General features: G+C 39.3%; 19 protein-coding genes, 1 tRNA gene and 1 pseudogene. 15 read left to right on the top strand and 6 right to left on the bottom strand.

The features are described 5' to 3' along the window. Positions 1-396 precede the first annotated feature (396 nt). From LNQ49_RS01425 to LNQ49_RS01405, 5 genes are all read left to right on the top strand, one after another. The gene (locus LNQ49_RS01425; RefSeq protein ID WP_229987000.1) at positions 397-1,638 is read left to right on the top strand and encodes a DcaP family trimeric outer membrane transporter; all 1,242 of its coding nucleotides are present in this window, start codon (positions 397-399) and stop codon (positions 1,636-1,638) included. A 32-nt stretch (positions 1,639-1,670) separates the two neighbouring features. Then, entirely contained in the window at positions 1,671-2,720 is a 1,050-nt protein-coding gene (locus LNQ49_RS01420) for a type II asparaginase (protein ID WP_229986999.1), read from the top strand. Between the two features lie 30 nt (positions 2,721-2,750). Further along, the gene (gene aspA / locus LNQ49_RS01415) at positions 2,751-4,160 is read left to right on the top strand and encodes an aspartate ammonia-lyase (RefSeq protein WP_229986998.1); all 1,410 of its coding nucleotides are present in this window, start codon (positions 2,751-2,753) and stop codon (positions 4,158-4,160) included. Then, positions 4,157-5,491 (top strand): anaerobic C4-dicarboxylate transporter family protein, encoded by a 1,335-nt coding sequence (locus LNQ49_RS01410; protein WP_229986997.1) that lies wholly within the window; start codon positions 4,157-4,159, stop codon positions 5,489-5,491. Before aspA ends, LNQ49_RS01410 begins: the two co-directional genes overlap by 4 nt. 219 nt (positions 5,492-5,710) lie before the next feature. Continuing rightward, a tRNA-Met gene (locus LNQ49_RS01405) sits at positions 5,711-5,783 on the top strand. On the opposite strand, the gene LNQ49_RS01400 is transcribed toward LNQ49_RS01405, so the two are convergent. Both LNQ49_RS01400 and LNQ49_RS01395 read right to left on the bottom strand, forming a co-directional pair. Further along, complete coding sequence (locus LNQ49_RS01400) at positions 5,743-7,308, bottom strand: recombinase family protein (protein ID WP_229991308.1); 1,566 nt, start codon at positions 7,306-7,308, stop codon at positions 5,743-5,745. The genes LNQ49_RS01405 and LNQ49_RS01400 overlap by 41 nt on opposite strands. Positions 7,309-7,368: 60 nt before the next feature. Then, a complete protein-coding gene (locus LNQ49_RS01395) occupies positions 7,369-7,530 on the bottom strand; it encodes a hypothetical protein (protein ID WP_165826534.1) in 162 nt (53 codons plus the stop codon). A gap of 630 nt (positions 7,531-8,160) precedes the next feature. Between LNQ49_RS01395 and mobA the strand changes: the two genes are divergently transcribed. The 10 genes and pseudogenes from mobA (at position 8,161) to LNQ49_RS01345 (ending at position 17,558) form a co-directional block, all read left to right on the top strand. Then, entirely contained in the window at positions 8,161-8,595 is a 435-nt protein-coding gene (mobA, locus tag LNQ49_RS01390; RefSeq protein ID WP_066679312.1) for a conjugal transfer protein MobA, read from the top strand. A 4-nt stretch (positions 8,596-8,599) separates the two neighbouring features. Beyond that, entirely contained in the window at positions 8,600-9,865 is a 1,266-nt protein-coding gene (gene mobB, locus LNQ49_RS01385; RefSeq protein WP_066679310.1) for a conjugal transfer protein MobB, read from the top strand. Between the two features lie 159 nt (positions 9,866-10,024). Next, positions 10,025-10,684: a type B chloramphenicol O-acetyltransferase gene (gene catB, locus LNQ49_RS01380; protein ID WP_066679309.1), complete on the top strand. Its 660-nt coding sequence runs from the start codon at positions 10,025-10,027 to the stop codon at positions 10,682-10,684. A gap of 196 nt (positions 10,685-10,880) precedes the next feature. Next, complete coding sequence (floR, locus tag LNQ49_RS01375) at positions 10,881-12,095, top strand: chloramphenicol/florfenicol efflux MFS transporter FloR (protein ID WP_187009575.1); 1,215 nt, start codon at positions 10,881-10,883, stop codon at positions 12,093-12,095. Between the two features lie 54 nt (positions 12,096-12,149). After that, complete coding sequence (locus LNQ49_RS01370; RefSeq protein ID WP_001100557.1) at positions 12,150-12,428, top strand: LysR family transcriptional regulator; 279 nt, start codon at positions 12,150-12,152, stop codon at positions 12,426-12,428. A 111-nt stretch (positions 12,429-12,539) separates the two neighbouring features. After that, positions 12,540-14,033 (top strand): IS91-like element ISCR2 family transposase, encoded by a 1,494-nt coding sequence (locus LNQ49_RS01365; protein ID WP_001120888.1) that lies wholly within the window; start codon positions 12,540-12,542, stop codon positions 14,031-14,033. Positions 14,034-14,266: 233 nt separating this feature from the next. Continuing rightward, a pseudogene (locus LNQ49_RS01360) lies at positions 14,267-14,962 on the top strand (beta-ketoacyl-[acyl-carrier-protein] synthase family protein); the annotation flags it as partial. A 154-nt stretch (positions 14,963-15,116) separates the two neighbouring features. Next, positions 15,117-15,494, top strand: coding sequence for a hypothetical protein (locus LNQ49_RS01355; RefSeq protein WP_044502095.1), 378 nt, complete (start codon positions 15,117-15,119; stop codon positions 15,492-15,494). Between the two features lie 23 nt (positions 15,495-15,517). After that, positions 15,518-16,654: a tetracycline-inactivating monooxygenase Tet(X) gene (gene tet(X), locus LNQ49_RS01350; protein WP_428978329.1), complete on the top strand. Its 1,137-nt coding sequence runs from the start codon at positions 15,518-15,520 to the stop codon at positions 16,652-16,654. Positions 16,655-16,706: 52 nt separating this feature from the next. Beyond that, complete coding sequence (locus tag LNQ49_RS01345; protein WP_229986995.1) at positions 16,707-17,558, top strand: RteC domain-containing protein; 852 nt, start codon at positions 16,707-16,709, stop codon at positions 17,556-17,558. A gap of 3 nt (positions 17,559-17,561) precedes the next feature. On the opposite strand, the gene LNQ49_RS01340 is transcribed toward LNQ49_RS01345, so the two are convergent. The 4 genes from LNQ49_RS01340 to LNQ49_RS01325 form a co-directional block, all read right to left on the bottom strand. Next, positions 17,562-18,626, bottom strand: coding sequence for an RES domain-containing protein (locus LNQ49_RS01340; protein WP_082987284.1), 1,065 nt, complete (start codon positions 18,624-18,626; stop codon positions 17,562-17,564). A 1-nt stretch (position 18,627) separates the two neighbouring features. Then, positions 18,628-19,569, bottom strand: coding sequence for a sce7725 family protein (locus LNQ49_RS01335; RefSeq protein WP_066679298.1), 942 nt, complete (start codon positions 19,567-19,569; stop codon positions 18,628-18,630). After that, positions 19,551-20,420, bottom strand: a complete 870-nt coding sequence (locus LNQ49_RS01330; protein WP_066679297.1) for a sce7726 family protein — start codon at positions 20,418-20,420, stop codon at positions 19,551-19,553. Before LNQ49_RS01330 ends, LNQ49_RS01335 begins: the two co-directional genes overlap by 19 nt. 529 nt (positions 20,421-20,949) lie before the next feature. After that, a complete protein-coding gene (locus LNQ49_RS01325; protein ID WP_229986994.1) occupies positions 20,950-22,158 on the bottom strand; it encodes a hypothetical protein in 1,209 nt (402 codons plus the stop codon). Positions 22,159-22,167 lie beyond the last annotated feature (9 nt).

Raw genomic sequence — 22,167 nt, 5'->3', positions numbered from 1 at the left:
ATAATGAATTATTAAAAAATAAATAATGATTTTATTAAATAGTAAGCAATTATTAAGGAATAAACAAATTTCCTTTTGTAAGATTTTGCAGTATTTTTTTTATATTTGTAAATAGCATTGGTTTTATACAAAATCTAATATTTAGAATTGTATGAAAAAGGTAGCTTCTTATTGATTAACTTATGTTACCCTTTTTTTGTAGAAATAAAAGAATCGATTAAATCTTTTGAAGAAGATTTTAAACCATTGAGATATTTACAATACCACATCATCTAGTTAATTTAATCTAGAGAAAAATTTATAATTATTTTACTTATACCTGTAAAGGTATAGTCGTATTAGTCATTCCGAAAACGAAATACAGGGAATATCATTATCCACAAAATTTTATAAATTATGAAACAAAACAAACTTTTTTTGTTGGCCTTTTTTTGTTCCTTAATGTTGTTTAGTAACTCATTAAGTGCACAATTAATGGCAGTTGAATCAAAAGACACTTTAAACGGAAAACCCAAAATCAAAGCAAGGCTTACAGGTAGGCTTAAGTTAAATGGTATTTATGATATTAAAGGAAGCCTTGATGGCAATAGTTCTTTTCTTATTCATAAGAATGATGTTACAGGTTTAGATATACCTGCTTTTAGCATGGACATGAGACAGTCACAGTTGCGTTTCGTAAGCACAATACAACTAAATAATGGTAAAGAATTAAAATCAATGCTGGAAGCAGATTTTGAAGGAGCAAACAACACATCACAATTTAGACTCCGTCATGCTTGGATTCAATATGAGAATTGGATGATTGGGCAAAACTGGTCAAACTTTGGAGATTCATCCTTATGGCCTTCGCCATTGTTAGATTGGGATGGACCTACAGGGATGGTACTTTCGCGCAGAATCCAAATTCGCTATACAGGACACTTTAAAGAAAATGGACATACTGCTTTTGAATTATCAGCAGAAACTATGGAGCCACGTCGTTTGTATGATTACACATTAAATACAGCTCACGGTGTAGATTATGCACCATCTAGGCTTCCAGATGTAGTGGCAGGTATAAGATATGCTTTTGATAATGGAGGATTTATGAAATTAGCAGGTCTTTACCGCAATATTGCATACGATTCTGAGAATATTGCTGCAGGAGAAACTGAGTTTGATTTTGCCTCACAAGATGCCGGTGGTATTACAGCAATTACGAGCATATTTTTTAGAAAAAAATCAGGTTTAGTAAATAACTTGCAAGCACAATGGACAATAGGTAAGGGGATTAGTGATTATTTTTTAGCTCTAGGCGGGTCGGGACTTGATGGTTTTGCGAGATCAGATTTTTCTGGAAAACTAGATCTGATGCCTGTGCATGCTGGTTTTATATCCTATCAACGCTATTGGAATAAAAAATTTAACACGATGCTTATGACCTCATATAATCATTTTTATGATGGAGGAGGTACTCAGGCTGGATGGGATAAAATGACCAATTACCAGTTTACACTTAATATCTCTTATGATTACTTTGATTTTCTTACCCTTGGTTTTGAACCACAAATTGGTTACAAAGAATTACAATACAGTGATGGAAGTAAACAAGGAGCAAACGCTGTCCGCATTAATTTCGGAATGCTATTTAATTTCTAATAAACATGATTAACTCAATAAATATTAAAAAAATGAAAAAATTAGTACTCGTATTTTTGTTGTTTATAGCAACATCTATGGCTTTTGGACAACAAAAGCCAAGAATTATAATTCTTGCTACTGGAGGAACAATTGCAGGTGAAGGAAAATCTTCAGATAGGGCAGGGTATACTGCAGGAAAAATTCCTGTATCAGACCTGATAGGGAGTATCCCTACTGTAAATGCTATCGCAGATATCAGCGGTGAGCAAATATCTTCAGTAGGGAGTCAAGATATGAGCATAGAAATATGGAAAAAACTAGCAGTACGTATTAATGAAATAGCAAGCAAAAACGAAGCTGATGGTGTTGTTATTACTCATGGTACTGATACTCAAGAAGAAACAGCTTATTTTCTTAACTTAGTTTTGCCAAACAACTTACCAGTTGTACTTACCGGATCCATGCGTCCAGCAACAGCTATTAGTGCAGATGGGCCTAAAAACCTTTTTGATGCGATTACTGTGGCTGCAGATCCTAACAGTAAAGGACGTGGTGTATTAGTATCTTTTAACGAATCAATATATGATTCTAGAGAAGTAACTAAAACGAGCACTACTAAAGTAAATGCTTTTAAATCTCCAGATTCAGGCCCGCTTGGAGAAGTGTATGATGGGCGTGTTGTATATTATAAAACACCAGTAAGAGAAAATGCAAAAGGAAAATCTTTTGAGGTAAATAATAATACGAAATTACCAAAAGTTGAAATCGTATATATGTATGCTGATGCATCTCCTGCTTATATAGATTATCTAGTAAAGCAAAAAGTGAATGGTATTATAATAGCTGGTGTTGGAAATGGAAATTTTTCAAAAGCCTTTACTGATGCTATTAAAAAAGCAACTAAAGCTAATATTACAGTTTGTCGTTCAAGCCGTTGTGTTGAAGGCAGGGTGGTATTAGACGGAGAAACTAATGACGGTGAACTTGGTACCGTTGTGTCTGATAATCTTAATCCACAAAAAGCAAGAATATTATTAATGCTTGGACTTACAAAAACAAAAAATAAAAAAGAACTACAGGATTATTTTTTCCAGTTTTAATTTCCTTTTACTAATTTAATAAATAATATTATGAGCAACTTTCGTACAGAACACGATTTTCTTGGAGAAAAACAAATACCAAACAATTGTTATTATGGAGTACAAACAGTACGTGCTAAAGAAAATTTTGATATAACAGGTATTCCTATTGGATCAGAACCTTTGTTTATTAAGGCTTTTGGTTATGTGAAAAAAGCAGCAGCAATGGCTAACAGAGATCTGGGTGTATTGGATGCAAAAAAAGCAGAAGCTATTATTTATGCATGTGATCGCCTTATTGCAGGAGAATTTGCTGACCAGTTTATAAGTGATCTTATTCAAGGAGGAGCAGGTACATCTACAAATATGAACGCAAATGAGGTAATTGCTAACTTAGGATTAGAATATTTAGGCTACCAAAAAGGAGAATATGAACACCTTCATCCTAATAACCATGTAAACCTTTCGCAAAGTACCAACGATGCCTATCCATCAGCTTTTAGAATCGCTATTTACCTTAAAATAGATGCTTTTGCAGATGCATTGGCACAACTAAAAGAGGCATTTTATCAAAAAGGACAAGAGTTTGCTGATATAATAAAAATGGGACGTACCCAATTGCAAGATGCTGTACCAATGACATTAGGTCAAGAATTTAATGCATTTGCAACAACCATTGGTGAAGACATTCAACGTTTGTTACAAGCAGAACAGTTAATTACCGAAGTAAATATGGGAGCTACTGCCATTGGTAGTAAGGTAAATGCACCAGAAGGATACCCAGAACTTTGTGTAAAATATCTTGCAGAAGTAAGTGGAGTTCCTGTTACGCTTGCAGGGGATTTATTTGAAGCTACTTATGATCCTAGTGCTTTTGTAGAATTGAGTGGTACTTTAAAAAGAAGCGCCATCAAGTTAAGTAAGGTTTGTAATGACCTTCGTTTATTGAGCAGCGGACCGCGTTGTGGGTTTAATGAAATTAATTTACCAGCCCTTCAGCCAGGATCATCAATTATGCCAGGAAAAGTAAATCCTGTTATTCCAGAAGTGGTAAATCAAACTTGCTTTTATGTTATCGGAGCCGATTTAACGGTTACCATGGCAGCAGAAGCAGGGCAGTTACAATTAAATGTAATGGAGCCAGTAATAGGATTTGCCTTATTCACATCACTAGAATATCTAGCTAAAGCTTGTAATACTTTAAAAGACAAATGTATTGTAGGTATTACTGCTAATGCAGAACATGCAAAAGACTTGGTAATGAATAGTATTGGTATTGTTACGCAACTTAATCCGATTCTTGGGTATGAAGCTTCTGCAAGCATAGCCAAAGAAGCTCTTAAAAGCGGTAAATCGATACATGATATTGTGGTAAATGAAAGAAAGCTTATTAGCCAAAATAAATGGGATGAGATTTACTCAATAGAAAACCTTATTAATCCTAAATTTATTACTTCATGATATTAGTACAGTTCGCTATACTTTTGGCTATGATCCTTATAGGGTCACGGCTTAAGGGAATTGGTCTAGGTGTTATGGGAATGATAGGACTGCTCATATTTGTCTTGATTTTTCATATGCGCCCAGCTGATCCACCTATAGCGGTACTTCTTATCATTTTAGCCATTGTAACCACAGCTGCCACATTACAGGCAGCTGGAGGTTTGGATTATTTGGTAAGCATTGCCGAAAAGATTATCCGACGTAATCCAAAGCATATTACTTTTATTGCACCATTTACAGTTTATTTTTTATGCTTGTTTGCGGGTACAGCACATATTGTTTATTCGCTACTTCCCATTATATCAGAGGTATCAGCAAAAAAAAGAATACGTCCAGAAAGGCCATTGAGTATATCAGTAGTTGCATCACACATGGCACTTACAGGTAGCCCAATGAGTGCTGCTACAGCTTCATTGGCAGCGGTACTTGCTTATTCTACAGCAGTTGTAGATATTATGAAAGTATGTATTCCGGCTTGTTTGATAGGGATTACAGCAGGGGTTATTTCTGTGTGGAAAAAAGGCAAAGAACTTAGTGATGATCCAGAGTTTATAGAAAAAATGAAAAATCCAGAATTTGCTGAGAGTATTGACAAAACATCAGAGTCAAATAGAGAATTAAAGCCAGGTGCTAAAACGGCTGTTTTTATCTTTGGTACTGCAATATTACTTATTATCTTTTTTGGTGCTTTTCCACAATTCATACCCAATGTTGGTCCAGGAACCGAAGGATTTGCTGTAGGAGCAGATGGCTCTATTAATCTTACGGGATTAATTATAATGATAACACTTTCAGCTTCAGCATTGATAATGATTATTACAAAAACATCTGCTGTTTCAGTATCAAAAATGAGTCTGTTTACTTCAATGGCAACTGCGGTTGTATCTGTACTAGGAGTAGTATGGATGAGTGCTACTTTTATGAGTGCTAATGAAGTTTTGATAGAACAGACCTTCAGAGATGTTACATCAGAATATCCGTTTACGTTTGCTATTGCTTTGGTAATTATGAGTGCTTTAACTTTCAGTCAGGCCGCAACCACTAGAATAATGATGCCAATAGGCTTGTCATTAGGAATTGCACCTGCACATCTTATAGCAATGTTTCCTGGCGTAAATGGAGATTTTATATTACCAGGTTACCCAACACTAGTTGCTGCTATGGACTTTGACCGCACCGGTACAACCCGCATTGGTAAATATGTGGTTAACCACAGTTTTATGATTCCGGGTATTGTTACTATTGCCGCAACTATAGCTTCAGGCTTTTTATTAAACATGTTTTTATAATGTTTATGAGAAGATTTAGTATTAATGATTTGTTTTTCTTGTGCCATAATAGTTATAGCAGAAGAAAAACAAATCATTCATAAAAAAAATAAAAGAGGTAACAGGTTTTTTATAAGGTGATTACAAACTGTTATTTGAGAAAATACAAAAAATGTATAAAATAATTCACTTTTTGTATTGTTTAACTGTATAAACTACCTATCTTTGCACCCGAAACAACGCGGGATAGAGCAGTAGGCAGCTCGTCGGGCTCATAACCCGAAGGTCACAGGTTCGAGTCCTGTTCCCGCTACTAAACAGGACAAATGAAATTTACTTTCGTTTGTCCTGTTCTTTTTTTGGAGTAATCCGTTGGTTATCTGAAAGATATAGTTTGCGATTACATTCATTCGAGCGGTTCGATAAGTTTTTCCGTCAAACTCCAATTTTTCGGGGAATATCGAACCAATTATATCCCGTCTTGTTCTGATTTCGCCCTCGCTGTACATTTTAGGAATGCTTTCTATGTATTTCAAAGCCCTGTCCAAAGACTTTTCTACGTTGATTTTCTTGGTATCAGAACCGTCCTTGCTCAACTGTTCTTCCAAACTCTCAATCCGTTTCCTACACTCATCTTTGATTTCGAGATATTCCTCGTCATCAATAATTTCAGACAGCAGTTTGTTGCGTGCTACTGATAACCTTGCATTCAGTTTATCTATTTCCTGTGCAATCTGTTTCTTTTCGTCAAACGGATTTTTTGCGAATTTCTTGTAGTTGTCCAACAGAAGTCTTTTTACTATTTGAGAAGTACCGTTCAACGCAAACTGTCGCATACTCTTTTCAAAAATATCGTTGGCTAATTCGGCTTTTTGACGAAAGCCACAAGAGGAAACACAATGATAGTAGTAATAACGGCTTGTTCTTCCTTTGGAAGCACTTCCCGTTAGGTTGCGACCGCATTCGGGACATACCAAGAAACCACGTAGGGGCAAGTTCTCGTCTGAAAGTATTTTGGTATTGGGACGTTCTACCCTTTTGTTTCCGTCCAATATCAGTTGTACCCTATCAAAGAGGTCTTTGGATATAAGTGGTTCGTGCTGACCCTGCACCAAATGTGCTTCTTCGTCCTTGAATTTGGCAATGAATATCTTACCGTAGTACAGCGGATTGCGTACGGCAACGTGAAATGCACTTCGGCTTATAGTTGTCTTGTGCAACTTATTCATTTTTTGCCGTACTTGGTCACAGGCAAACACGCCTTTGGCTATTTCGTTGAAAGCCCACAGCATAGCTGTTGCTTCAGGTTCTTTCGGAGCAATGTATTTTCGTCCGTCCTCTTTGCTTCTATTGATATATCCAAAAGGTGCTCTACCCATCAAACGCCCCTCTTTCCTTGCCCTACGCATACCGTAGAACGTATTCAATGCTCTGCGGTCATTCTCTACTTCGGGAGCAGAAAGATATATGGCAAGCATCATCTTGTTTTCGGGAATGGAGAGGTCTAACGGCTGTTCTACCGCCTGTGGCTCTATACCAAGTTTGTTGAGTGTGCTAATCATTTGATAAGCATCGCCAGCATTACGGCTGAACCTGTCCCATTTGGTAAACAGGATAAGGTCAGTTTTTGAACTTCTCTTTTTAAGGCTGTTCAATAATCTTGTCCATTCGGGACGGTTAAAGGTCTTGGCGGAATGGTCTTCATAAATAACCTGCCCAACAGCAATCTTATTGGTTGCACAGTATCTTTTCAGGCGTTCCTCTTGGTCACGCTGTGAATATCCCTTGTCCGCTTGTTCATCGGTGGAAACACGTATGTATAAATCGGCTCTTTTCATAGCTAATCATTTTTAAGTGGGTATTGACTTTGTGTGGGATTAGCTAAATTACAAAATAAATCATTCGGTGTCAAAGCATTCACGGATAATTATCATTGTGAGGTTGTACAAAAACTCCATAATCAGTTCGGCTGTTTCCTGTTCCACGTCAATACCGACCTCACGGAGAAGCTCCATTGCTTCCTCGATAGGTATTTTTTCTATTTCTTTTCTCTCCTGCATCGCCTAACTCGTTTTGTACTGACTAAATTAATCAGGTAAACAAGTCGGGCTTCCAATGTTGCAGTGAGAGGTAGCATTTGGCGTTCAGTTGCCAAATATTATTATGAAAGAAGTTAAAATCATATTCAAAAAAGAATAAAAAGGTAGCAAAGATAAGGCGGACAGCCACCGCACCGCCCACCAAAAGACTACGGCATAATGGCTTCGCCACCCTTCGGGACTTATTCCGTTTCCTTTTGGTTTTTCCGCTTGTCCGCCTTGTTAAAATGGCTTTCTTTTTTTTCTGTTTTTTTCTTTTGGAAAATAATTTTAAGGGGGAGCAACGCATCGTCAAGATAACCCCCAACCCAAATAAAAGTGGCAGTCAGTGGCACTATTTGGCGTTCATTGTCGTGACTGTAAACAGCTGTTTTTCAAACAGTCTTGCCGAACTTTGCAAATGGAAGCGGTTGGTTTTTTCGGCTAACTCCAATCCGTTCCGCAGAACGGATTTTCTGAACCCCTGTTCAGAGCAAGTTATCTTTTGAGCTACTCGGAATAAATTCCGCATCTCAAAAGCACTTGCCCTTGCAGGTGGCTGAAAACCGCTCCGAAGTCGCAGTTTTGGTTTAACATTAAAATGATTTGATTATGGAAGAAGTGAACAGAAAACAGATTAAAAAGACAGGAAGAAAACCGAAGAACGACCCTGCGGTACATCGGTATTCCATCAGTCTGAACGCAGAGGAAAACGCCAAGTTCCTTGCCCTTTTCGACCAATCGGGAATGAACATAAAGGCACATTTCATTACGGCTTGTATCTTTCAAAAGACGGTAAAAACCGTAAAAATTGATATGAATGCGGTAGAATACCACGCAGGATTGACCAAGTTTTTCGGACAGTTCAGAGGAATAGCAACCAATTACAATCAGATTGTAAAGCTGTTGAACACACACTTTTCGGAGAAAAAGGCATTGGCATACCTCTACAAATTGGAAAAACAGACCGCAGCAATGAAAGAATTATTGCTCAAAGTTTTAATCCTTACCGCAGAATTTGAAAAGAAATACCTAAACAAAGAGTAAAGAAATGGTTGCAAAAATCGGAAAGGGAAGCAATATGTACGGAGCTATTTTGTACAATCAGCAGAAAGTGGAAACGGAAAACGGAGCGGTTCTGTTGCTGAATAAGATACCCGACACAATGGACGGTAGGTATTCCGTTGCGTACTTCAACAAGTGTTTTGAGCCGTATCTGTCTGCCAATATCCGAACGGAAAAGACGGTACGGCACATTTCATTGAACCCCGACCCGAAAGACACGGTAAGCGATGAACAGTTTACCGAAATGGCACAGGAATATATGGAGCGTATGGGTTACGGCAATCAGCCGTATATCGTATTCAAACATACGGACATTGACCGCACGCATATACACATCGTTTCGACCTGCGTGGGCATTGACGGCAGGAAAATCCCCGATGATTACGACCACCCTCGCTCAATGGCTATCTGTCGGGATTTGGAAACGAAATACAATCTGCACAAAGCTACCGAGCAGGAACAGAAACACGACAGCAGAAATTTCAAAAAGGTAGAACAGCAGAAAGGCGATATAAAAAGCCAAATAGCTTCGGTAGTGCGACACCTGCCGAAGTATTACCAATATACAAGCATTGGGACATACAACGCTTTGCTTTCGTTTTTGAATATTACGGCAGAGGAAATAAAAGGCGAACGCAACGGAGAGCCTGTACACGGATTGGTATATTTTGCTTTGAACGACAAGGGAGAAAAGGCAAGCAAACCGTTCAAAGCGTCTTTGTTTGGCAAGCACGCAGGAGTAAACGGATTACAACGGCACTTTGAACAATCCAAAGAGAAGATGAAAACCAACCCTGCGAAGTCTGTTCTCAAAAATTCGGTGGAACTTGCCATTCACACCACAAACAGCGAAAAGGAATTTAAAAAGCAACTTGCCGAACAGGACATTCACACCGTTGTCCGCAGAAACGACAGCGGACGGATTTATGGTATTACTTTTATTGACAATGGTAGCCGTACTGTTTGGAATGGCTCGCAGTTGGACAGAAACCTGTCGGCAAATCTGTTTAACGATTGGTGGAACAACGGAAACAAACCCGCATTGAAAGCACAGGACAGCCCTGTTTCCGATACGAACACGATAGACCACCAACCGACCAAAGACCTTTTCGAGTTTATCACGCAGGAACATTCGCACAGTTCTGATTTGGGATTGTTCAGCCTGTTGCCCCAAGCACAGGGCGAAGATTACGAGGAACAGGATTTTGCCAATAGAATGAAGAAAAAGAAGAAAACAAGACAAAAAAAATAATAGAGATTGTCCTTATTTTCAAAACAAGTTTTAAAATTACTTACCTTTGTTGTATGAAAAAATCAGATTAGCATATTTTTAGGAACATATAATCTCTGTCAAGGCAATAGATGTTGCCCTGACATTCTATTGAATTATTTAATAATAAATGCTAAAAAGATGAATTTTTTCGATAGCCCATTTAAGGGCAAAATAATTAGAGACCATATTACCAACCCCAATATCACGGCTGGGAAATATTCCTACTATTCCGGTTATTATCATGGACATTCTTTTGATGACTGCGCTCGCTATTTATTTCCAGATAGAGATGACGTTGATAAATTGGTCATAGGTTCATTCTGTTCCATAGGTAGCGGTGCAAGTTTTATAATGGCGGGCAATCAAGGGCATCGACATAATTGGATATCCAGTTTTCCCTTTTTTTATATGCCGGAGATTGAAGCATTCAATAAAGCAATTAACGGATTTGAAAACGCGGGCGATACAGTTGTCGGTAATGATGTTTGGATAGGGAGCGAGGCAATGATTATGCCGGGAGTGAAGATCGGTGACGGGGCGGTAATCGGTAGTAGGTCATTAGTCACCAAAGATGTTGCCCCTTACACTATTGTCGGCGGAAACCCTGCAAAACCGATTAAAAAAAGGTTTTCGGACGAAGAGATTCAGATCCTGTTAGATATCAAGTGGTGGGATTGGGATGAAGACATATTGACCGAAGCGATACCTTTAATTTGTTCAGGCAACATACAGTCTCTTTTCGATTTTTACAACCAAGTTGTAAAAATCGAAAAGAGAGATTTCCCGTATTGTTTTTGACTTATATGTAACAACTGCGAAAAGCCTTTCAGTTTTATTGCTGAAAGGCTTTTTTTAATGTAGAATTTGAAAAGGAGTATTTGAATAAAGAAATCATTACAAAAATCAAAAAGAGAGAAGTACGAGCAAAATTTTTAAGATTATCTACCTATTAGTAGATAGAAATTTATATCTTTGCGTTATGGAAACAAAAGAAATGACCACCACACGCCCCGCGTGGGCCTATACGCTGCCGGCAGCACTGCTGCTGATGGCTCCTTTCGACATCCTCGCTTCACTGGCGATGGATATTTATCTCCCTGTCGTTCCAGCGATGCCCGGCATCCTGAACACGACGCCCGCTATGATCCAACTCACGTTGAGCCTCTATATGGTGATGCTCGGCGTGGGCCAGGTGATTTTTGGTCCGCTCTCAGACAGAATCGGGCGACGGCCAATTCTACTTGCGGGCGCAACGGCTTTCGTCATTGCGTCTCTGGGAGCAGCTTGGTCTTCAACTGCACCGGCCTTTGTCGCTTTCCGTCTACTTCAAGCAGTGGGCGCGTCGGCCATGCTGGTGGCGACGTTCGCGACGGTTCGCGACGTTTATGCCAACCGTCCTGAGGGTGTCGTCATCTACGGCCTTTTCAGTTCGATGCTGGCGTTCGTGCCTGCGCTCGGCCCTATCGCCGGAGCATTGATCGGCGAGTTCTTGGGATGGCAGGCGATATTCATTACTTTGGCTATACTGGCGATGCTCGCACTCCTAAATGCGGGTTTCAGGTGGCACGAAACCCGCCCTCTGGATCAAGTCAAGACGCGCCGATCTGTCTTGCCGATCTTCGCGAGTCCGGCTTTTTGGGTTTACACTGTCGGCTTTAGCGCCGGTATGGGCACCTTCTTCGTCTTCTTCTCGACGGCTCCCCGTGTGCTCATAGGCCAAGCGGAATATTCCGAGATCGGATTCAGCTTTGCCTTCGCCACTGTCGGGCTTGTAATGATCGTGACAACCCGTTTCGCGAAGTCCTTTGTCGCCAGATGGGGCATCGCAGGATGCGTGGCGCGTGGGATGGCGTTGCTTGTTTGCGGAGCGGTCCTGTTGGGGATCGGCGAACTTTACGGCTCGCCGTCATTCCTCACCTTCATCCTACCGATGTGGGTTGTCGCGGTCGGTATTGTCTTCACGGTGTCCGTTACCGCGAACGGCGCTTTGGCAGAGTTCGACGACATCGCGGGATCAGCGGTCGCGTTCTACTTCTGCGTTCAAAGCCTGATAGTCAGCATTGTCGGGACATTGGCGGTGGCACTTTTAAAAGGTGACACAGCGTGGCCCGTGATCTGTTACGCCACGGCGATGGCGGTACTGGTTTCGTTGGGGCTGGTGCTCCTTCGGCTCCGTGGGGCTGCCACCGAGAAGTCGCCAGTCGTCTAACCGACGACTGGTAGCAGGCCCGCTCCGATGCGGCGCACTAACCATCGAAACCTCGTGAATGTCGGTATCCTGTCTGGCAGGATACCGCTCATTTCCCTTGTTCAGTTCATCGCCGTCGCCGAGCATCTGAATTTTCGGCATGCGGCCAAGGCACTTGGTATCAGCCAGTCGAGCGTCAGCGCGCGTGTGAAAGCGCTGGAGGATAACCTTGGTGTCCTGCTATTTGAGCGCCATGCGCGGGGCGTTCGGCTAACAGACGCAGGCAGGCACTTCATGGAGCGTGTCACGGCGGGTGTCGATCAACTCGATCACGCAGTGAAGACCGCGGAGTGACGGGCACTGGCTGGCAATGTCTAGCAACGGCAGGCATTTCGGCTGAGGGTAAAAGAACTTTCCGCTAAGCGATAGACTGTATGTAAACACAGTATTGCAAGGACGCGGAACATGCCTCATGTGGCGGCCAGGACGGCCAGCCGGGATCGGGATACTGGTCGTTACCAGAGCCACCGACCCGAGCAAACCCTTCTCTATCAGATCGTTGACGAGTATTACCCGGCATTCGCTGCGCTTATGGCAGAGCAGGGAAAGGAATTGCCGGGCTATGTGCAACGGGAATTTGAAGAATTTCTCCAATGCGGGCGGCTGGAGCATGGCTTTCTACGGGTTCGCTGCGAGTCTTGCCACGCCGAGCACCTGGTCGCTTTCAGCTGTAAGCGTCGCGGTTTCTGCCCGAGCTGTGGGGCGCGGCGGATGGCCGAAAGTGCCGCCTTGCTGGTTGATGAAGTACTGCCTGAACAACCCATGCGTCAGTGGGTGTTGAGCTTCCCGTTTCAGCTGCGTTTCCTGTTTGCCAGCCGGCCCGAGATCATGGGGTGGGTGCTGGGCATCGTTTACCGCGTCATTGCCACGCACCTGGTCAAGAAAGCGGGCCATACCCACCAAGTGGCCAAGACGGGCGCGGTCACCCTGATCCAGCGTTTTGGATCGGCGCTCAATCTGAATGTTCACTTCCACATGCTGTTTCTCGACGGTGTGTATGTCGAGCAATCCCACGGCTCAGCGCGTTTCCGCTGGGTCAAGGCGCCGACCAGCCCAGAGCTCACCCAGCTGACGCACACCATCGCCCACCGGGTGGGTCGCTATCTGGAACGGCAAGGCCTGCTGGAACGGGATGTCGAAAACAGCTATCTGGCCTCGGATGCGGTGGATGACGACCCGATGACACCCCTGCTGGGGCACTCGATCACTTACCGTATCGCTGTCGGTTCACAGGCGGGGCGAAAGGTGTTCACTTTGCAAACTCTGCCGACCAGTGGTGATCCGTTCGGTGACGGGATTGGCAAGGTAGCCGGGTCCAGCCTGCACGCCGGCGTGGCGGCCAGGGCCGATGAACGCAAGAAGCTCGAACGGCTGTGCCGGTACATCAGCCGCCCGGCGGTATCCGAGAAGCGGCTGTCGTTAACACGAGGCGGCAACGTGCGCTACCAGCTCAAGACGCCGTACCGGGACGGCACCACGCACGTCATTTTCGAACCATTGGATTTCATTGCAAGGCTGGCCGCCCTGGTACCGAAGCCCAGAGTCAACCTAACCCGCTTCCACGGGGTGTTCGCACCCAACAGTCGGCACCGGGCGTTGGTCACGCCGGCAAAACGGGGCAGGGGCAACAAGGTCAGGGTGGCTGATGAACCGGCAACACCAGCACAACGGCGAGCGTCGATGACATGGGCGCAACGGCTCAAGCGTGTTTTCAATATCGACATCGAGACCTGCAGCGGCTGCGGCGGCGCCATGAAAGTCATCGCCTGCATTGAAGACCCTATAGTGATCAAGCAGATCCTTGATCACCTGAAGCACAAAGCCGAAACCAGCGGGACCAGGGCGTTACCCGAAAGCCGGGCGCCACCGGCTGAGCTGCTCCTGGGTCTGTTTGACTGACGAGCCTGAAGGCCAACGATACCAATCAAAATGCTGCGTTCACAGCGCCGCGGCAGGGATCCGCCGTGCTGGTTGTCGGAAAAGGAGCCGCTAGTGGGAAAGAGGAGGGTAAATTTTCAGCGTTGCTGGCTCCCCGTCAGCCGGATTGGGTTGCATCGCAGGGGTGTCGAAAGAGTCAACTGCGGTCCAAAGCTGTTGGACTTGGGTGAAAAGGGCGTTTATTCTTCCTATACGTGATAATAACAGGCGGTTCGGAAGCGCCTATTAACGAAAGTGCCGTTGGTGGTTTCAACGCGTCAAAAGCATTGTCAACCTTAAATGAAAATCCGCAAATGGCATCACGTCCTTTTGACATCAACAGAGACGGTTTTGTTATGGGCGAGGGAGCAGGTGCAATTATTTTGGAAAACTATGAACACGCTATAAAACGAAATGCTCCGATTATTGCCGAGATTGCTGGCGGTGGCATGGCTTCAGACGCATATCATTTAACTGGTACGCACCCAGAGGGAGAAGGGGCATATTTAGGTATGGTTTTAGCATTGGAAGACGCAAATATTTCCGCCAATGAAATAGATTATCTGAACACACACGCTACATCAACACCACAAGGCGATATGAGCGAATTAAAAGCAATAGCAAGACTTTTCGGCAGACAAGGCAAATTAAATATTAGTGCGACAAAATCAATGACAGGACATCTGTTAGGTGCTGCGGGGGCTATCGAAGCAATCGCTTGTATTAAAGCTGTTCAGAATAACATTGTTCCGCCAACAATCAATTCGGTAGATATTGAACCTGAATATAGGGATATATTTAACTTGACGTTACACCAATCACAACAACGGCAAGTGAATTACGCAATGAGTAATACTTTTGGTTTTGGCGGACACATTGCCACAAGTATTTTTAAAAAATATGCTGAATAGAGAGTAGGTGCTAACTTCGGTTTGCTCGTGTTGGCGCTAAATCGAAAGTTCAAGTATCCCAACATGTTCCTTCGTATAGAAGTTAAAAGTTGGCAATTATCGTAGAACAACCTACAGACAACACCAATATGTAACCGATAAATAATTACAAAATATGACCGACAGAGTAAACATCATCAATAACTACATCGATGGATACAACCAATTTGATATCAAAAAAATGGTTGCAGACCTTGACGATAATATTGTTTTTGAAAACATTCAAAATAATGATATAAGTTTATCGCTGAAAGGGTTAACAGCGTTTAAACAACAGGCAGAAACAGCAAAAACATACTTTGCAAAGAGAACACAGACAGTTAAATCGTTTAGGCATTTTGACAACAGCACTGAAATAGAAATTGATTATACAGCAATTTTAGCAATTGACTTTCCGAACGGCTTAAAAAAAGGGCAAAAGCTAAAGTTATCAGGAAAATCCGTGTTTGAATTTAAAAAAAACAAAGTGATTAAATTGACAGACATTAGTTGACATTAAAACCAGCGAACAAGAATATGACTTTACTAAAACATAAAAAAATTACAATAATTGGTGCCGGGCCTGTTGGATTAACAATGGCGAGATTGTTACAGCAAAACGGCGTGGACATTACAGTTTACGAGAGAGACAAAGACCAAGATGCAAGGATTTTTGGTGGGACACTTGATCTGCACAGGGATTCGGGACAGGAAGCAATGAAAAGAGCGGGATTGTTACAAACTTATTATGACTTAGCTTTACCAATGGGTGTAAATATTGTTGATGAAAAGGGCAATATTTTAACCACAAAAAATGTAAGACCCGAAAATCGTTTTGACAATCCTGAAATAAACAGAAATGACTTAAGGACTATCCTATTAAATAGTTTACAAAATGATACCGTCATTTGGGATAGAAAACTTGTTACCCTTGAACCTGATAAGGAGAAGTGGATACTAACTTTTGAGGATAAATCGAGTGAAACAGCAGATCTGGTTATTATTGCCAATGGTGGAATGTCTAAAGTAAGAAAATTTGTTACCGACACGGAAGTTGAAGAAACAGGTACTTTCAATATACAGGCCGATATTCATCAACCAGCAGTAAATTGCCCCGGATTTTTTCAGTTATGCAACGGAAACCGGTTAATGGCGGCACACAGAGGCAATTTACTGTTTGCCAATCCGAATAATAATGGTGCTTTGCATTTTGGAATAAGTTTTAAAACACCTGATGAATGGAAAAACAAAATGCAAGTAGATTTTCAAGACAGAAATAATGTCATTGATTTTCTCCTGAAAAAATTTTCCGATTGGGACGAACGCTACAAAGAACTGATTCGTTTGACATCATCTTTTGTAGGATTAGCGACACGAATATTTCCCTTAAATAAGTCTTGGAAAAGCAAGCGTCCATTACCCATAACGATGATTGGAGATGCCGCTCATTTGATGCCTCCTTTTGCAGGACAAGGCGTAAACAGTGGGTTGATGGACGCCTTTATATTGTCTGATAATCTGGCCGATAGGAAATTTAACAGCATTGAAGAGGCTATTGAAAATTATGAACAGCAAATGTTTGCTTATGGAAGAGAAGCACAGGAAGAATCAATAATAAACGAAACGGAAATGTTCAGCTCCGACTTTTCGTTCCAAAAACTAATGAATCTATAAAACAGAAAGGCGAGGAAATGAAAGAGAAAATAGTTAAAACAGACTAACAAAAATGGTATTTTCATTAAATCATATTATCTCGGAGATACAGCGAAAAGAAAATAAAATTTCTGTGTCTGCCACCAATGCGATTGATGAAGCGTACCAAATGCTGATATTCCTGAAAGAATATTTATGGTCGATGAGGGAGGTGGTTACAAAACAAGGCTTTAAAAACCAATGGGAGGAAATCAATTTCTTCCGCAACATTAAACCGTATATTCTCTCTAAACTCATTTACCACAATAAGATATTTCGCATACAGACATGTTGTCCTGTTGACGGAGGGAAAATGTATGCAAGTTATTTTTCAGAACAGTTGCAGGAACTAAAACAGGAATACAAAGAGCATATCTACTATTCTGATTTTTACAGGTATTATCGTTCGGGAAGAACCGATCGTGATGAAACCTACTTTAGGTTAGGCAACATTAATTTCCACGATGGTCTGAACAGTTTCGTCTTTGAAATTGACCCACTTTTTTCAACTTATTATGACAACAAAGTGGCTCGGATAATAGCAAATGAGCTACTCTATACCTACATACTCCAAAAAATTAACGATGATGAAATAGCAGGCTCTCTTTCTGCAAGAGATATTTCATCCGATGGTATTCTTTGGACGGATAGCAAAAATGCCTTGATAGAACTTATTTATGCTCTTTATGCGAATGGCTCTCTTTCCTATGGTAAAGTAGGAATACGAAAAGTCAGTTTAGTTTTAGAAAAACTATTCCGGATTACTTTAGGAGATCTGCATAACTCTTTCCATCGAATGAAATACCGTGCCGGTTCCCGCACCTCGTTTTTAGACCAACTGAAATCTTCTTTAGAAGAATATATGGATAAACAGGACGGGAGGTAGGGTTTATTTAGTATTTAATTGGGTGTATTCAAGATTTATATTTTCAATGTCATAGACATTAGTTTCAATGCACTTGAATTTTTCAGGATAAAATATTGCAACGTTATAACCCTGCGAATATAATGAACTTCTAAATTCTATACCGTCAAATCCCATTGATTTTATCAGTTCTGAAAGATACTGTGTTGGCAGATAATCCAATTCGCTGTCATTCTTTCTTCTTGGCTTTGAAAGTTCTTCTTCTAATTTATCAATGAAAGAACCGTGTAACATAACTTCTTCTAAAGACTCTAATTCTGCAAGCCTGAATACATCGTATGTGGAGCGACTTAAATTAACTACTCTTATGTCTTCTTCAAGTTTAAATGTACCGACAGAAACGTAATCAAATAAACTTGCTCTTGCTTCATATAAAGTTGTTGTTATGTCATTAGCAATATAGAGATAAGAAATACCATTTGGATTGGCTCTTCCGCTTTTAGCTAATTCATTAGGAGGATTACCCATTTGTTCGAAAGGATACCCCTGTGGATTATTACTAATTCTTGCTCGATAAAATTTCTTTCCCTTTTTGTAATCTTTCTGAAAATGTTTGAATAAGGATTTTAATTTTTGTAAATCCAAAGCATTTACAAAATGAAATCTATTTACGGTTTTTATTTCTTCGGAAAACTTATCCCAAGAAAGGAAAAGCGGTTGAGTAACGTCTTCCTCTGCTCCTGTATTATGAAACCTTAATCTTACAGGGTTGTCTAAAACATTTTGATAATTGGCAATGTCATCTTTAATAATCTCAGCAATGAGCTGTTTTATATTATTTGTATCAATTAGTTTTTGGGTAAATACCTTTTTATGAAAATCCGTAATGATTTGACTTTCTAATGGTTTTCCATTGACGGTATCAACTTCATACAAGTCAATAATCCCAAGAAAGAAAGGGTTTAATTCGGAAGCCTCATAGACACTCACATTTTCGGACAGGCAATAATCACAATTATCTGTTATCTTGTTACCCAAAATGATAGCATTTATATAACTGCTCTCAAAACAATTTGTGCAACAATTCATACTAAATCAATTTCAATACTAAATCTATATGGTTCATTAAGGAAAGTTTCTTCAATGTCCCTAATCCTGGAAAGTGTCCGTTTTCGTGAAATCGTCTAAATTCAGATATAGCAATAGAGTCATAGCCTGTTTGGTCACACCAAGCAATAAGTTTATCTAACGCCTCAGCAAACTTTCCTGCAATATCTGATGTGTCATCATTTGAGTCAGAAACAAAATGTTTAACTTTTATTCTATTTGTCTGTGCTTCCGCATAAGATAAATGTATCGCAACAGCATAGGGAAGAAACCCTGTTTCCGAATATTCCTCTCCAATAGAAAGATAGTCCGAAAAACCTTCAAACCCTTCTTCTTTGTAATAGATATGTTCTTCTGAAAAATTGCTTTCATCTACTTGCAAATAATCCGCATTCTTTGTTTGAGCATTGAAATAATCATCAAGTTCAATTAAGGTATTTCTTTCAAAATTTCTAAAATATCTTCTACTTGTCGATGATAGATTGATTACATTATATCGAATGGCAAAATGTTCTTGATATGATTTAAGAACATCTGAAATGTTATCAAACACGGCATTATGAATAATACTTAGAGCAGGAATAACTTTTGCATATTGTTGTAAAATGCCAATAGCTTTTGAATGGTCTATCCTATTATGGAAAATAACACCTATCTGATAATTTGTATAATCTCCAACTGAACTGCTAATAGCATTAAAGATTGCATTGGTATCTTTGAATGTTCCTACTTGTGGATTAACAACAACTGTAAAGTTGATATCATTACTTGCTAATTCTTTTATCGTAGTCTTTAAAGTAGAAGAATCCTTGACAGGTTCAATAATAGGAGATACTTTTTCTTTATTTGGCAAAAGAACAGGTTTAGTTAATTCTCTTATTCCTATCAACTCAAACTGCTTTCCTCTTATATACGGTTGATACATACGCTTTTGGTTGCTAAAAAATTATACAATCTTTGATATTCCTGCTCATTAAAATCCAAAGAATTACAAATGTGCTTTAGTTCTCTTGGGGTTTTAGATGATTTCAGCAAGTCGGGGTTCAATAGTTTTCTCTCTTTTAGTTTATTTAATACCTGCTTTTGAAAATCAACTATATCAATTGTGGCAAGTAGTTCGTAACAAGCTCTAAAAATCTTTGTATTAGGAACATCAGGGACAGAACCAAAATTAACAGCAACTAAATCAAGATACTCTTGCTTTCTCAATATTTTAAAAATAGTTTCAAAGTCGAAGAAAGATTTATTTGCATCTGCCTCTTTTATTGTTTCCAATTTATTTTTGGCATTTAATGCGATAATACCAATGCTTGTATTTTCGTATTCAACTTGGAGCTTTTTAGCATATTTTTCATCTGTAACAATATGTACCTCATTGGCAAATTTTTGGTAGTCATTTATTTGTTTTGCCAATTTTTCTAATCCGTCAAGTTCCGTTTTAATCTCATAGACTCTTACAGCACCGTTCAACATAACCAAGTCAGCTTTTGAAGCACCAATTTTTAGTTCATTAAGTGTTAATGTTGATTTTAAGCTATGAGTTTTTATAATATCAATAATCAAATTATTCTTATAGATGTATTCACATCTATATTGCTTTTGTAAGGACTTATATAAAGACTTGATTATGTCTAAGTTGGTTTCGTATGAGGTAGTGTTGAAGTATTTATCTATTTGTTTTTGAAAAAGCACATAATCGTCTTCCCGTACTATCTTTTGGAACATAGGCGGGGAGAAAATTTGTGATAATACTCTCAACTTTTGTATAGTTTTCATACTACTTCTTTACATTACAAAGGTAACAAATTACGAAAAGATAACTATTATAATGCTTGATAATTCGGTTTCGTGGCTTAAATAGGTTATAAATTTAGTCAAAAAAATGTACCAACATATACTTTAACATTATAAAACAGTATCAACAAATATATTTTTTCATTAGGGTTCTACTTAATGCTTTTAGGCAGTAGCTTCGTGACTTAACGAGTTTAACCGTTCCAAATCTTCCAAAAAATGTTTCGAGATTTGTTCGGGTTCGGCTACTAAGACAAAAGCTTCAGAGAGATCTGGAGCTTTTTTTATAGAATATATTTTACAGTATATTAGACTGATATCTAGCACTCCAGATATAGGTTTGAGTGAATATGCCAAGTTTTGAATCCTTATAAGCGCAATTTTTATATGTAAAAAAGTTAAGGGCATATACATGAACCCTTAACTTTCTCTCCATTCTTTGTTAGCATATCCAATACGTTTTTATTCAAAAACATCTAAATTGGTTTTTTCTGTACTAACTATTTTTTAATTACTCTTCACCAGGTAAAGAAATACCATCACCGTCTATTTTTGCTTGTTTCCATTGCTTTTCAAATGCTGGAATATTATAATAATTTTTAAGTTTAAACTCTTTACTGTATTTATTGTCTGAATCATTATATTCTGCAAATTTCCCCATAAAATCTACTGTTCGATACTCTTTAGCATGGCTGTAAATAAAGCTATGTATTCGAGCAATTATCTCAGCCTTTTGCGAAAAAGTGAGTTCAGTATTACTTCTATCACTTAACAACCAATCTGTATAATTGCCATGTCTTATAAATTCATAAAATTGGTTTGCTTTTGCATCATCTTCACCTAATACATTTAGCAACTGTTGGTCGAAAACTATTTTCCCATCACATTTTTTGTTGTAAATAACTTTATTTACTTCATCTATATTTTTCTCACTAAATTCTGTCTTATCAACTGCCCATTTTACTAATTCTTTATCATTATAATAACCAAAAGTCGTTACGAGACTTCTCATAAAGTTTTCATCATTTAAAAGTAACCATTTAAAATGAGCTCGGCTGTCATTGAATAAATACATATTACGAGCAACAAGGGTTTGGACGTTTTTTTTGCGTTGTTCGGCTAGATCTTTGACATCTTTCCATTGGGATGCCCTAACCTTAATATTTTCAATTTTATCCTCTATGATAATATCTTCATCTTCATATTTCTTTACTTGAGGGAATAATTTTTGATAATCAATTATTTCAGGTAATGGATAGAAATAAGTAATAAATTTGCTTGATTTAATTATATATAGATACTGTGCATCAACAGAAAATGGATAATACTCTAATTTTTTGTTACAAATGTTATCTTTGTATGTATCAACCTTCAAATATGGAATATTTGATTTTTCATCAATTACTCTTCCAAAAATATTTTTAATTTTTGTTAAAAATTCTTTATTACTTATTTTTCTATATCCATTATTATTTAATATTGTATCTATAATTTTCACAGATTCATCTAAATCACTTTTTTTATAATCTATGAAGGCACTATATGTTTGGTCATTTCCAGCTTCAATCTGTTTTATTAATATCTTTATTAAGGTCTCGTCTTTCATGACATTTTCACTTTTAATAATTTCTTTCTGTTCATTAACTTTTGGATCATCCTTTTTTTGGCAACTAACATTGTTTGCAATTAGAATAGCTAGTATTATACTTTTCAACTTCATTTTTTACTT

This window comes from Flavobacterium pisciphilum (assembly GCF_020905345.1).
Classification (GTDB): Bacteria; Bacteroidota; Bacteroidia; order Flavobacteriales; family Flavobacteriaceae; genus Flavobacterium; species Flavobacterium pisciphilum.
Note: the sequence above shows the minus strand (reverse complement) of the source record. Positions and strands in the feature narration are given on the sequence as shown.